We start from the raw sequence: 13,023 nt of genomic DNA on the forward strand, positions 1-13,023 counted from the left end.
ATGAAAAATGATAAAGTTGAATTATGGGGAGATGTCGTTTCCTTAAATCAATTATTGATAAGTATTTTTATTTCAATTATATGTACAATGGGATTGTACTTTTTAGCTCCACAAGATGACAAATCTAAACAATTATTTTTTGGATTAATAGGAGCTGTAATTAGTTTTATAATTACTTCGTTAATTTTTAAGCCTAAGAGAAATGTGAAGGTACATAAATAATGGACATAATATTACAAATTATATTAGCAATTTTTGCTGCGATTATTATTTATACATTAATAGGATTTATTCCTGGAACAGATGAAACTTCAGTGTTATTGCCTATAACACTTGTATTGGTATTAACGGGAATTGATCCAAGAGTTATTTTATCGTTTTTTGTTGCATCGATAACAACATTGTCTGTGACGAATGCCATTCCTACTGCATTAGTTGGGCTTCCGGGAGGGGTAATGGCAACGCCTATGATGGAACATAGTTTATATTTGAAAGATAAAGGTTTATCAGCTGTTGTAATAAAAAAAATGGCGACAGGATCTTTAATTGGGGTAGTTGTTGCATTGCCTGTTACACTTATTTTAGCTAATTTGATAGCTCCTTATGGAGAATTTTTGAAGCAATATGCATCTATTTTATTTGTGTTTGGTGCAATATTTTTATCATTGTTAAGTAAAGCGAAAATATTATCTCTTTTGAGTATTATTCCTTTATCAATGCTATTTATGGCGCTTAGACATTTGTACTGGGGAATTGGACTTGTTCCACAAAATAAGACGGTTACAGTTTCATTCTTCTTAGGAATTACAATTGGACCGCTAATAATTTCACTTGTAGAATTATTAAATAAAGAAAAAAGAGAAAAATTAAAGACGGATAGTTATAAAGAAATAGTTATTCCTAAAGGGGAAACGAAACAATTAAATCCGTTTAAGATTGTAGATAAATACGAAATGGTTAAAGCGGGAATTTCAGCGTTTATAGCAAACTTCCTATTTGTTCTTTCACCTGTTGGACTTACAATTTTATTTGGGGAAATGATGGGCAAAAATAAGAAGAGCAAGACTCACGAAGCATATACGACAATTACGGTGATGTCTTCGATGATACAAGCTACGTATATTTCTGGATTGCTTATACCTTTAATCGCTTTAGGTATACCATTGTCACCAGTTTCGATTGGGCCGGGAATTGCTTTATTTAATGCGGAACCAGTATTTACATTAAATAAAAATATTCATCACGTTTTGCCATTTTCACAAATGTTATTGCCTATTTTACTAGGAGTAGGAATAGCTTTGACTGTATCTTATGTTCTTGCAAATAAATATGCTTCAGTAATATCAACATTCGTACTAAAGAAAATACCGCATGAAGCTATTTTAGGATTATTTATTGCATTTATCGTATTGTTATCATACATGGATGCAGGAATTGTAAACATCTTTGGGGTATTATTAATCGGTGTAGTTAGTGGGTATTTAAACAGACAAGGCGTAAATTACGGAGTGCAATTCATGGCGCTTTACGCAGCACCATGGTTAATAGCAAATATTGTAGGATAGATATATGCAAAATAAAGTATTATCAAAGACTTTTAGTAAAATTATATTAATTGGAGAGCATTCGGTTGTATATGGAGAGCCGGCAATTGCGATTCCATTTCATGGTACAAGTTTAGAAGTTTCTATAAAAAAATGTGATAAAAATCATTTAACATGCAAGTTTTTTGATGGAAATTTAGAGGAGACTTCGGAGGACTTGTTGGGTGTAAAGACTTTGATTGAAAAATTTTTAGAATTTTATAAAATTAAAGAAAAGATATGTGTTAAAATAGATTCAGACATTCCTAATGAAAGAGGAATGGGCTCAAGTGCAGCATCTTCTGTAGGTGTTGCAAGAGCTTTATTTGAATATTTTGAAATATCCCATGACAGTAATGATATAATGGAGTGGGCAAATATTTCAGAAAAGATTATACACGGAAATCCAAGTGGAATAGATGTAAACGTAGTTTTACACGATAAAAGCATTTACTATATTAAAGGACAAGAAATACAGCTATTTCCAATTAATTTAGATGCATATTTAATAATTGCTGATACGGGCATAAAAGGTAGAACTAAAGAAGCTGTATCGGATGTTAGAAAATTAGTTGAATCTGACGAAATTTATGAAAATTACGTTAAAGAATTAGGTGTGTTATCACAAAATGCAAAAAAATTAATTGAAAATAACCAACCTGCAAAGTTAGGTGAAATAATGAATCAGGCGCATGAATTATTATTAAAATTAACTGTTTCAGATTGTGAATTAGATATAATGATTGATATTTCAATGAAGAATGGTGCTTTGGGAGCTAAACTTACAGGTGGGGGAAGAGGCGGATGCATGATTGCACTTGCTGAAAATATAGAAATCGCCAATAAAATTAAAGATAGTTTAGAAAAAATTGGTAAGAATGTTTGGATTTCTAGTTTGAAAAATGAGGAATAAAAATGAAATTTAAATCAAAAGCACATGCGAACATAGCTTTAATAAAGTATTGGGGAAAAGAAAACGAAGAATTGATAATTCCTAAAAATAATTCACTTTCACTTACCTTGGATTCATTGTATACTGAAACAGAAGTGGCATTTATAGATGGTGAAAAAGATGTATTTTATCTTGATGATGAATTGCAAGATGAAAGACATACATTAAAAATTTCAAAATTTATAGATTTATTTAGAAAAAAATCAAATAATTTTAGTAAAGTTTTAGTAAAAAGCTATAATCACGTTCCTACTGCGGCGGGATTAGCATCATCAGCATCAGGATTTTCTGCATTAGCTGTTGCGCTAAATGAGTTATTTGAATTAAATTTAAATAAAACAGAGCTGTCAAAGTATGCGAGAAGAGGCTCGGGATCTGCTTCAAGAAGTATTTTTGGCGGATTTGTGGAATGGAAAAAAGGCTATGATGATGAAACATCTTATGCAGAAAAAGTAGATGATGCAAATTGGGATGTTGCAATGATAATTTTGGTGTTAAATGACAGTAAGAAAGAAATTTCATCTAGAGAAGCAATGAAGAAAACTATTGAAACTTCTCCATTATATAAAGGTTTTACAGATAGTTCGATAGAAGATATTAAAAATATTAAAGAAGCTATAAAAAATAGAGATTTTAAGAAAATGGGTGAAATAGCGGAACATAATGCTATGAAGATGCATGCGACAATGCTTTCATCAAATCCTTCAATTATGTATTTTAAGCCGGATAGTATAAGAGCTATTGAAAAAATAAAACAATTGAGAAAAGATGGATTTGATGTATATTATACAATGGATGCCGGTCCAAATGTTAAAATACTTTGCAGAGATTCTCAAATTGAAAATATAGTTCATGAATTGAAGAAAGATTTTGATTCAAATCAAATTATAATTTCTAAAGTTGGAAATGATGCAAGTGTAAGGGAGATAAAATGATAGAAGTTAAGATTCCTGGGAAATTATATATTGCAGGTGAGTATGCAGTAGTTTCGCCGGGACATAAAGCGGTAGTGATGTCTGTTGATAAATTCATTACTATAAGATTAAAAAAATCAAATAATTCAGGTTCGATTAAATCGTATTCAGATATAAAAATGATATGGTCTAGAGAAGAGGATGAAATCATTGTTGAACAAAAAGATGATAGGTTTGAATATATTTTGTCGGCTATGAATATTACTGAAAGATATTTATTAGAAAAGGGATATATACTTGATTTTTATGATATTGAGGTTATAAGTGATTTAGAATCTAAAGATGGTTTGAAATATGGATTAGGTTCTAGTGCGTCAATAGTTGTAGCTGTAATTAAAGCCTTGCTTGATTTTTATGGTGAAAATTATACTAAAATTGAATTGTTTAAATTAGCGGTTTTATCGACACTTAGCTTAAATATAAGTGGTTCATGTGGAGATTTAGCAGCAGTTGTATTTAACGGATTGATTAAATATACATCTTTTGATAGAAAAGTTATTTTTGAAAGATTAAACAATGAAAAAGTAAGTGAGATAATTGATTCTAAATGGGATTTATTAGACATAAAAAAAATTGAGTTAAATGATAAATTTAAATTTGTTATAGGATGGACTAAATCACCAGCATCAAGCTACAATTTAGTAAAGCATTCAAGAAGAAATTTGAAAAAACATATGGATTTCTATAATTCATTCCTACTAGAAAGTGATGAATGTGTAGATTTGTTTGAAACTGCATATGTTAATTCTAATTTTAATAAAATTAGAGAAGCTGTTGAAAAAAATAGAAAATTATTAAATTCATATGCAGATAATTTTAATATAGAAATTGAAAAAAATAATTTATCAAGTTTAATAGAGATATCAAAAAGTTTAGGTCTTGCTTCTAAATCATCAGGAGCAGGTGGTGGAGATTGTGGTTTAGCAATTTGTGAGTATAACTTTGATATTAATAAGTTAAACTTTGAATGGAAAATGAAAGATATAGATTTATTAGATTTAAATATTTATGAGGGAAAAGATGAATAGAAAAGATGAACACTTAAAATTAGCGTTAGATTTTCATAAGGAAAAGAGATTGTCAGATTTTGATAATATAGACTTTGTTCATAATGTATTTCCTGAAATAAATATGAATGACGTTGATATTACTACAAATATTGCAGGATACGACTTAAATCATCCATTTCATATTAATGGTATGACGGGCGGCTCGGAATTAACAAAAAAATATAATCAAATGCTTGCTATTTTAGCTAGAGAGACAAAAACATTTATGGGAGTTGGATCATTATCTATAGCATTGAAAGATGAATCGACTCATGACTCGTTTAAGATTGCAAGGAGAGAAAATCCAAATGGAATCATTTTTGCTAATCTAGGGGCTGATAAAACATTAGAAGATGCGAAAAAAGCTTGCGAAATAATAGATGCAGACGGTATACAAATTCATGTCAATGTGTGTCAAGAAATAGTTATGCCAGAAGGTGAAAGACAATTTTCAGGATGGCTGGATAATATTTCTAAAATCGTAGATGGATTAGGATTGCCGGTTTTAGTTAAAGAAGTGGGATTCGGGATGTCGAAACCTGCAATAAAAAGTCTTAAAGAAATAGGAGTAACGACAATTGACGTGTCTGGAAAAGGTGGAACAAATTTCGCTAAAATAGAGAATTCAAGACGAACAAATGATAAATATAACTTCCTTGAAAATTATGGAAATTCAACGGTTGTGTCCCTGTTAGAAGCTCAAGAATACATCAATAACATAGATATCATAGCATCAGGAGGGATTAGAAATAGTATGGATATAGTAAAATCTTTATCCCTAGGAGCTAAATCGGTAGCAATGGCAGGTAGATTTTTAAGCCTTGTAAATGAATTGGGAATGGAAGAAGCTATAGAAGAGGTTAATAACTGGAAATATCAAATAAAATCAATTATGACCCTTTTAGGAGCTAAAAACATATCAGAACTTCAAAAAACGGACATAATAATTAGAAATGAAGTTAGAGAGTGGGCGGAACTTAGAAATATTGATGTGAAAAAGTTAGCTAATAGAAAAAAGTGATAATTTAAAATTATTTAATATAAACATCAATATGATTTCCGTATGTGCCACGGTCATATACTTTTCCTTTATATTAGAAAGGTGTATCTATTATGCTGGCTCTTACAGGTAAAAAAGTTTTTGAAAAGTCATGTAAATTAATAATATTCGCTATTTACAGGTAATAAAGTTGTTAATGAGATATTAAATAATAAAAATATTTCAAGTGAATTAGAGTAATGTGTTCAAAATCTTTTTATTTTTATAGCAATTAATACTCTTTTAAAGTAAAAGAATGATTTGTTGTCGGAATCTATTTAAAAAAACGATTGCACATCAAAAAAAAAAAATGATAAAATAGCATTGATAAGATATTTAAATAACAATAAATATTTTAGAAATTTAATTAGGCTGTAAAAAATTGAGGAGTAGTGAATATGAAAAATATAAAAAAAATTATAATCTCCAGTTTAATTTTTGCTTTTATTCTATCAAGTACTTATGTATTTGCAAGAAAAATTGGAGAATTTTCAAATTTTAGAATAGTATATAGTTGGGGAGATACAGGATATTTAACTAAAGAGTATAATGGAAGTAGTTCGAAATATGTATTAAATTTATATCCATCAGAAGATTTAGCTCCAATTAATATTATGAATGTTCTTGCTAATTATAATAATAACGAACGTAGTACTAGAAATCTAACTAGATGTGGTAAAAGAGAGGAATATTCCAATTGGGCATCAAAAGGATATGATTATAAATTAAGAATGTCAAGGGAAAACTTTTGGGATGGAGCGATAGCTATAACAGGAAGCTGGTCACCAGATAATTAATATTATAATATAAATTTTACAGCCTATTTAAATTTACAAAGGAGAGTTTATAAATTATGAAATTTTTACATTTATTAACAAAAAAGAAATATATTTTTATATTAATGATAGCGTTTACCTTTTTGGTATTTAAGGATTTTCTTAATACATTAGTATTTTTTGATATGAATTCACCGGATTTATCTAAATTTGATCATACTGCACTTTTTAAAATGAAAAAAGAGATTATGTTATCTAATATTAATTTAACTGTTTTAAAATTTAATTTTATGTTTTATGCCTCGTTTATTATACCGATTTTTTTAGTTATAGTAAGTTATGATTACAGTAAGATAAGATCCAATAGCCTTAGATTTAATATAGGAAAAAATAATAAATATAATGATTTGCTTTTAAATTTGAAATTAAAATTAGCGGGATTTAATACCATTGTAATTTTTTCAGTTTTCTTTTTTGTAATTTTAATAGGGAAGATTTTAGGAGGAGCTGTTCCGGTATTAGATGAATTTGTTTTTGATAGAGGTAGCATATTATTAAATATTTTTAATGACGGATATAAATATTTGTTTTTTGTTGCATTTACTATTATGATAGCTGTATTTATTAACAGTATGTTTTTATTTACATTATTAGACTATACAAATTATATCTATGGAGTCTTATTGTATTTAGGCGTTATGTGGATTGGATCTCTTATTATTTATCCAATACTTCCTAAGTACATTGTACCTATGTCTACAATAATGATATCAGCTTATGGAAAACTTACATTCTTAAAAGTTATTTTACCTTATTCTTCAATTATTTTAATCTTAATGTATTTTGTTTTGTTTAAGAAATATGAGGTAAAATAGTGAAAAAGATTTTTTATAGTATTTTTAGAATTATTTTAATTTATTTATTACTAAATATGTTATTTAATATTTTGATTCATCAGGAAAATATGAAAATGAATATGTCGGAGTTTATAAATTATGGATTTAATTCAATATATGCTTTTGATATGTTTGGAAATCATAGATTAGATTTTATAAAATTTTTAATCAGTTTATCATTATTTATTTTAGTAGAATTTGATTTAATTGTATTTATTTCTGATTGTAGTCAAGGATTTAAGGAAATAATAAAATATCATTCAAAAAATAAATTTAACTATATATTGAAATTATTTTTGTTATTTAAGAGATATATATTGAATATATTAATTTATTGGATAATATTATTTGCTTTTTCAGTATTACTTATAAACAAAGTTGCTTTTTATAATTTTAATGATGTAATTAATTTAATTGTTTTTATATTTATTAATGTTTTTTTGAGTTACGTTTTTACAATTTATAGTAAAAATAGTTTGACTGCTATACTACTTTTTGTTTCTAAAATATTTATATTTAATATATTTTTTGGGAATATTATAATTTTAGGTTTGGTATTAGTTTTATTAATTTTTGTTTATTTATTTGTGGGCAGGATTGGAGAAAGTATATGAAAATTGAAGTAAAATCAGCAAAAAAATCTTTTGGTGAAAATGTTGTATTTGATAATGTAAACGTTGAATTTAGTACCGGCAATTTTTATTTAATTAAAGGGATAAATGGTTCGGGGAAAACCGTATTTTTAAAATGCTTATGTGGATATTTTGTTTTGGATTCAGGAGATATATTACAGGATAATATAAAAATAAGAGATAAAAATAATTTTATTCAAAACGCAGGGATAATAATTGAAACTCCAAGTTTTTTAGAGCATTTAACAGTTCTAGAAAATCTAAATTTACTGAAAAAAATGTCAAAAAAAATCACAGATGAAAAAATAGATTTATGGATTAGATTTTATAAAATAGAAAAATTTAAAAATACAAAATATAAAAATTGTTCTTTGGGAACTAAGCAAAAATTACTATTGATACAAGCGTTTATTCATGAACCTGAGCTATTGATTTTAGATGAACCCTTTAACTCTTTAGATATTGAAAGTGTAAATAAAACATTTAAATATTTATCTGATATAAAAAAAGATTCTATAATTATTTTAAGCACACATATAAATGATAATGTTAATTATATTTCAGATGAAGAATATTTGTTTGAAGATGGAGTTATGAAAAAAATTTAGCGAAATTTTATCTCATATTGTTTAATTAAAAAAGCTATTACAAAATTAACCGCCCCCAAAAAGTTGGTCTTTAAGTACAACTTTTTGGGGGCGCCTTAATGATCTGTAATAACTTTATTATTTTTTAAAATTATCTAATATAAACATCGATATGATTTCCGTATGTGCCTCTATCGTAAACTTTACCTTTATAACCAAAAGGAGTATTAATAATTGTTCCTTTTGGTGCATCATTTGCTAAAACAATGTATCCGTCTCCATCGGCAACATATCCACTTTCATTTACGTGTCTACCAGGGATATATAATCCGCCGCCAGGTAATACGCTTTGTGAGTAATATGTGAATTTATATCCTCCCCAATATACAACTCCATTAAATTGAAATTGACTTAATGAATATTGATAAGATGTACTTGATACTGAAGGTTTTTTCTTAGTTCCATATTCAACGATTTCATTAGTTGCTTTTTCTAATTGTTTTGAACTAACTAATGTTTTATTTTTGTTTTCATGTTTGTATGTGTTTTCTAATAGTCCATTTTTTCCTTTTTGAACTACTTTTGTTTCACCTTCATACATATTACTATTGGATTTTTTCTCTGTTTTGAATTCTACTTTTTCTTTTAATATTTCTTTAGAACCTAGTGTTACTTTTTCTGTAACAGGTGAAAGTACAATAGATTCGGATTTTTTTGTATCGGAAACTACTTTACCATTAATCGTAATTTTAGTGAAGTTATTTTGCTTTATACCGTCATAACCCTTAATATTTACAATTTTTTCTCCGTATTTTCTATTGAAATCATATTTAGTTTCAGTTTTATGTTTAATGCTTTCTTTTTTATTGTAGTTTAATACTTGTATATCATCAAATATTACAGTATCACCGTTTTTTATAGATGAAGTAGCTTTTGGAACTACATTATCATCGCTATCTGGCTTTATACCATATTCGTTTAAGAAATCTGATACATTATTTTTAAATGTTGATACAGTAAGATTTTTTCCTTTATTCTTAAAAGAAATTGATTTTTTATTATTTACAGTTATAACAGTTTTTAGATTTACAACTGAATTAAGATCATTTAAAATCTCTGTATTTTTTATAGCTATATTTTGTTCTTTTAGAACATCTTCGACAGTTTTTGCAGAAGTTGTAATAGTTTTTCTATTACCATCAATGTTTAACTCTATATTTTTAGGTTTAGAAGCGATAGATATTTCTCCTAATCCTATTATGGTTACTAAAGTTAAAGTGCTGACTATAGCTTTTTTATTCTTATTAAAAAAGTTCATAATACCTCCGTTGGAACCTTTTTAAATAATATATTTACCGTAATATTTTGTCAAGTTTTTTGTAACAAATTTGTAATTTTTTGGAAAATATTACAAAAAAGTAATATATTAATGAAGATTTTGTATTAAAAAAGAGCTGATTATTCAGCTCTATATTGAAATTACTCAATTGTTACTCTAGCATTGGATGTATAAGCTTCAATGTTTAATGTGTTTTCATCGGAATAATTGTATGATTCAGTAGTAGCAACTATTTCATTATCATTTTTGTTTATATTTTTGAATAATGAGGAGAATCCACTAGAATCTTTTCCGCTTGTAACGGCTTTTACAGATCTTTCTAAATTTATGTCTTCGATTCTTATTGATCCATTACTTGTTTTAGCTCTTATATTTTTTATATTATCAGCAAAATCAGAGATAGAAATTGAGGCGTTTGATGATTTTGCATCAACTGTAGCACAATCTAAATCATTTATTTGTATTGAACCATTTGATGTTTTTGTGATTAGATCAGCTATACTTATATCGTCTAAAGTAATTCTAGCATTAGAAGTAGTAGCGACTAATTTATCTGCACTACACTCACAAATATTTATTCTTGCATTAGAAGTAGTTATATTTATTGTTTTTGATTCAATTTCTTCTAATGAAATATTAGCATTTGATGTTGTAGCAATTATTTCATCGGAATTAACTTCCTGTAAATCTATTTTAGCATTACTTGTTTTTAAGTTGATATTTTTAGTATCAACTTCACTTATTTTTATCCCTGCATTTGAACTAATTACATTAATACTCTTTGTATAATCTTCAGGAACATACACTTGGAAATTTACCACATAATTTGGTTGGGATGTTTCATCCTTTATTCCAAAGTAATAATCATTATTTTCTATTTTGGATTCAATAAATTCATAGTTTTCATCTAAGTAGTTTGAATCATAGGAAATGTTAGCTTTTATTTCTAAATTATCAGAATATGAGTTTATAATATCCACATTTCCATTTTTATTTTTAATGAATAGATTTATATTATTTTTTACATCGTGTGAATAACTTTTTACAGTATTTGCATCATAATTCTGAGAAGAAAAATTTACAAAATCAAAATTCATATTTTCAATTTTTTTGCTTGCAATATTTAATGCTTTTTCAACACCGTTTATAATTTTTGAAACAAAATTACTGGTGGAAAACTCAAAGTTTTTTTCTGTATCTTTATCTTCTTCATTTTCAATATTTTCATTATTTCCAATAGCATCTAAAAGCTTTAATGCTTCATCTTCACTTATTTTGTTTTCTTTTAACATTTTTAAAATTAATTTTTTTTCTTCTGACATATATCCCTCCTATAGTTCTGATAACATCTTTGTTGCTTCTTCAGAAGTAATTTCTCCATTATCAAGCATGTTCAATATTTCTATTTTGCTAGTATTAGTATCTACTTTGTGTCCCAATGCGGAAATTACATCATCTAATTTATTTCTTACTGTTGGGTATGATATACCTAGTTCCTTTTCTATTTCTTTAATACTTCCTCGTTTAAGTACAAATATTTCTATAAAGTTTCTTTGTTCATCACTTAATTTTGAAAAAATATTTTGAGTAAAGCTTCCTGTTATTTCGGTATTGCAATGCTTACATTTGTATTTTGTGATTAGCAATTCATTATCGCAAACTGGACATTTTGATAAATTTTCTTTCATGTTTAATCCTTTTTATTTTTATATTAACATATTTAATATTATTTTTAAAGTTTTTTAATAAATTTAATTTATATATTAAATTATTTAATTAAACACTTGATTTTATTTATCATATAAATATGATATTATATTATTAAATAAAATTTAAAGGAAGATATATGGAAAATATACTATTAGAGATAATTGATATAGATGATAATGGTAGAGGGGTAGCTAAATTAGATGGAATGATATATTTTGTAGAAAATGCAAAATATGGAGAAACTATAGAAGCGACAATAATAAAAGAAAAGAAGTCATTTATTATTGCTAAAAAAATAAAAACAGTTAAAAAATCTCCATTTTTAGAAAATACTTCAATAACAGAAAAACAACTTTGTGGAGTTTATGATTTATTTGATATCGAGTATTCAAAGCAAGTAGAATTGAAAAAAAATAATATTATTAACACAATAAATAGAATTGCAGGTGAGTCTTTAAATGATATAAATTTTTTTGAAGCAGATAATAGATATGGTTATAGAAATAAAATAGAGTTAAAAGTTTCTCTTGATGGGAAACTATCTTCTTTTAATAGAAACAGCTATGATCTTGTTAATATTGAAAATTGCGTAATGACTACATCTGAAATAAGTGATGTAATAAAGAAATTACAAGATTTAATATTTGAATATAATTTAAAAGGATATGATTCATCAACTGGAGAGGGATTGATAAAAAATGTAATTATTCGATCTACCTCATTTGGTGAAACAATGGTCATATTTGTATTAAATAAAGAATATAATTTGAAAAATTTCTATATTGCACTAGAATCTTCAAATATTTTAACAAGTTTTTATGTAAGTATGAATGCTCAAAAAAATAATTATAAGATTAAAGATTTAGTTCATGTATTTGGAAAAAAGAAGATAATTGAGCAACTAGGAGAGTACAAATTTAATATTTCTCCAAAAGCATTTTTTCAGGTAAATAAAAATATGTCATATAAGATTTATCTAGAAGCGCAAGAATATATAAAATCTCTAAAACCTAAAACTATAGTTGATTTATATAGTGGTGTTTCAACAACATCAATTATACTTTCAAAAAATGCTGAAAAAATTATTTCTGTTGAAATCAATAAAGATGCTGTAAAAGACGCTAGGGAAAATGCTAAATTAAATAATATTGAAAATATTGAATGGATGGATATTCCTGCTGAAGTTGCAATTGATGAGATTGAGTTAGATGATGAAAAAACAGTTGCATTATTTGATCCGCCTAGAAAAGGATTAGACAAAAATATAATAAAAAAAATTGGAGAATCTAAAATAAATAATTTAATTTATATATCATGCAATCCATCAACATTAGCAAGAGACATAAAATTATTTAAGGAATATGGATTTAGATTACTAGAAGTTACAGGAATAGATCAATTTGTAAACACAGTTGAAATTGAAGCCTTAATTTTACTCGCAAGGAGTTGATTTATCAGCGTTTTGCGAGTGAAAGTATCCCTAGGC

14 protein-coding genes are annotated in these 13,023 nt (G+C 26.5%); 11 read left to right on the forward strand and 3 right to left on the reverse strand.

Annotated features, from left to right (window positions below; translation table 11 throughout):
* The 10 genes from ABGF48_RS00870 to ABGF48_RS00915 all read left to right on the forward strand — a co-directional run bounded on the left by ABGF48_RS00870 (position 1) and on the right by ABGF48_RS00915 (position 8,509).
* Positions 1-222 carry a hypothetical protein gene (locus ABGF48_RS00870; RefSeq protein ID WP_408104475.1) on the forward strand — a complete coding sequence of 74 codons (222 nt, stop codon included), beginning with the start codon at positions 1-3 and terminating at the stop codon, positions 220-222.
* Positions 222-1,565, forward strand: coding sequence for a tripartite tricarboxylate transporter permease (locus ABGF48_RS00875; RefSeq protein WP_408104476.1), 1,344 nt, complete (start codon positions 222-224; stop codon positions 1,563-1,565). The genes ABGF48_RS00870 and ABGF48_RS00875 overlap by 1 nt, the downstream gene beginning before the upstream one ends.
* Before the next feature lie 4 nt (positions 1,566-1,569).
* Positions 1,570-2,496 carry a mevalonate kinase gene (mvk, locus tag ABGF48_RS00880; RefSeq protein ID WP_408104477.1) on the forward strand — a complete coding sequence of 309 codons (927 nt, stop codon included), beginning with the start codon at positions 1,570-1,572 and terminating at the stop codon, positions 2,494-2,496.
* Positions 2,497-2,498: 2 nt separating this feature from the next.
* Positions 2,499-3,470, forward strand: a complete 972-nt coding sequence (mvaD, locus tag ABGF48_RS00885) for a diphosphomevalonate decarboxylase (protein WP_408104478.1) — start codon at positions 2,499-2,501, stop codon at positions 3,468-3,470.
* Positions 3,467-4,537 (forward strand): phosphomevalonate kinase, encoded by a 1,071-nt coding sequence (locus tag ABGF48_RS00890; RefSeq protein ID WP_408104479.1) that lies wholly within the window; start codon positions 3,467-3,469, stop codon positions 4,535-4,537. Before mvaD ends, ABGF48_RS00890 begins: the two co-directional genes overlap by 4 nt.
* On the forward strand, positions 4,530-5,579 hold the full coding sequence (fni, locus tag ABGF48_RS00895; protein ID WP_408104480.1) for a type 2 isopentenyl-diphosphate Delta-isomerase: 1,050 nt from the start codon (positions 4,530-4,532) through the stop codon (positions 5,577-5,579). Before ABGF48_RS00890 ends, fni begins: the two co-directional genes overlap by 8 nt.
* Before the next feature lie 416 nt (positions 5,580-5,995).
* Positions 5,996-6,394 carry a hypothetical protein gene (locus ABGF48_RS00900; protein WP_408104481.1) on the forward strand — a complete coding sequence of 133 codons (399 nt, stop codon included), beginning with the start codon at positions 5,996-5,998 and terminating at the stop codon, positions 6,392-6,394.
* A 56-nt stretch (positions 6,395-6,450) separates the two neighbouring features.
* Positions 6,451-7,248 (forward strand): hypothetical protein, encoded by a 798-nt coding sequence (locus tag ABGF48_RS00905; RefSeq protein ID WP_408104482.1) that lies wholly within the window; start codon positions 6,451-6,453, stop codon positions 7,246-7,248.
* A complete protein-coding gene (locus ABGF48_RS00910; protein ID WP_408104483.1) occupies positions 7,248-7,883 on the forward strand; it encodes a hypothetical protein in 636 nt (211 codons plus the stop codon). The genes ABGF48_RS00905 and ABGF48_RS00910 overlap by 1 nt, the downstream gene beginning before the upstream one ends.
* Positions 7,880-8,509 carry an ATP-binding cassette domain-containing protein gene (locus tag ABGF48_RS00915; protein WP_408104484.1) on the forward strand — a complete coding sequence of 210 codons (630 nt, stop codon included), beginning with the start codon at positions 7,880-7,882 and terminating at the stop codon, positions 8,507-8,509. Before ABGF48_RS00910 ends, ABGF48_RS00915 begins: the two co-directional genes overlap by 4 nt.
* A gap of 130 nt (positions 8,510-8,639) precedes the next feature.
* Here ABGF48_RS00915 and ABGF48_RS00920 read toward each other — a convergent pair whose 3' ends face one another.
* From ABGF48_RS00920 to ABGF48_RS00930, 3 genes are all read right to left on the reverse strand, one after another.
* Positions 8,640-9,806 (reverse strand): G5 domain-containing protein, encoded by a 1,167-nt coding sequence (locus ABGF48_RS00920; RefSeq protein WP_408104485.1) that lies wholly within the window; start codon positions 9,804-9,806, stop codon positions 8,640-8,642.
* 161 nt (positions 9,807-9,967) lie between these two features.
* The gene (locus ABGF48_RS00925; protein WP_408104486.1) at positions 9,968-11,149 is read right to left on the reverse strand and encodes a DUF4097 family beta strand repeat-containing protein; all 1,182 of its coding nucleotides are present in this window, start codon (positions 11,147-11,149) and stop codon (positions 9,968-9,970) included.
* Between the two features lie 9 nt (positions 11,150-11,158).
* Positions 11,159-11,515 carry a DUF2089 domain-containing protein gene (locus tag ABGF48_RS00930; RefSeq protein ID WP_408104487.1) on the reverse strand — a complete coding sequence of 119 codons (357 nt, stop codon included), beginning with the start codon at positions 11,513-11,515 and terminating at the stop codon, positions 11,159-11,161.
* Between the two features lie 158 nt (positions 11,516-11,673).
* On the opposite strand from ABGF48_RS00930, the gene rlmD reads away from it, so the two are divergent.
* Positions 11,674-12,987, forward strand: coding sequence for a 23S rRNA (uracil(1939)-C(5))-methyltransferase RlmD (gene rlmD, locus ABGF48_RS00935; protein WP_408104488.1), 1,314 nt, complete (start codon positions 11,674-11,676; stop codon positions 12,985-12,987).
* Positions 12,988-13,023 lie beyond the last annotated feature (36 nt).

Origin of the sequence: Helcococcus bovis (assembly GCF_046035835.1) — a bacterium.
Lineage (GTDB): Bacteria > Bacillota > Clostridia > Tissierellales > Peptoniphilaceae > Helcococcus > Helcococcus bovis.

What these genes read in the sequence shown, in the direction of transcription:
- ABGF48_RS00870 (WP_408104475.1), top strand. Translation starts at nt 1, where the DNA reads ATGAAAAATGATAAAGTTGAATTATGGGGAGATGTCGTTTCCTTAAAT.
- ABGF48_RS00875 (WP_408104476.1), top strand. Translation starts at nt 222, where the DNA reads ATGGACATAATATTACAAATTATATTAGCAATTTTTGCTGCGATTATT.
- mvk (WP_408104477.1), top strand. Translation starts at nt 1,570, where the DNA reads ATGCAAAATAAAGTATTATCAAAGACTTTTAGTAAAATTATATTAATT.
- mvaD (WP_408104478.1), top strand. Translation starts at nt 2,499, where the DNA reads ATGAAATTTAAATCAAAAGCACATGCGAACATAGCTTTAATAAAGTAT.
- ABGF48_RS00890 (WP_408104479.1), top strand. Translation starts at nt 3,467, where the DNA reads ATGATAGAAGTTAAGATTCCTGGGAAATTATATATTGCAGGTGAGTAT.
- fni (WP_408104480.1), top strand. Translation starts at nt 4,530, where the DNA reads ATGAATAGAAAAGATGAACACTTAAAATTAGCGTTAGATTTTCATAAG.
- ABGF48_RS00900 (WP_408104481.1), top strand. Translation starts at nt 5,996, where the DNA reads ATGAAAAATATAAAAAAAATTATAATCTCCAGTTTAATTTTTGCTTTT.
- ABGF48_RS00905 (WP_408104482.1), top strand. Translation starts at nt 6,451, where the DNA reads ATGAAATTTTTACATTTATTAACAAAAAAGAAATATATTTTTATATTA.
- ABGF48_RS00915 (WP_408104484.1), top strand. Translation starts at nt 7,880, where the DNA reads ATGAAAATTGAAGTAAAATCAGCAAAAAAATCTTTTGGTGAAAATGTT.
- ABGF48_RS00920 (WP_408104485.1), bottom strand. Translation starts at nt 9,806, where the DNA reads ATGAACTTTTTTAATAAGAATAAAAAAGCTATAGTCAGCACTTTAACT.
- ABGF48_RS00925 (WP_408104486.1), bottom strand. Translation starts at nt 11,149, where the DNA reads ATGTCAGAAGAAAAAAAATTAATTTTAAAAATGTTAAAAGAAAACAAA.
- ABGF48_RS00930 (WP_408104487.1), bottom strand. Translation starts at nt 11,515, where the DNA reads ATGAAAGAAAATTTATCAAAATGTCCAGTTTGCGATAATGAATTGCTA.
- rlmD (WP_408104488.1), top strand. Translation starts at nt 11,674, where the DNA reads ATGGAAAATATACTATTAGAGATAATTGATATAGATGATAATGGTAGA.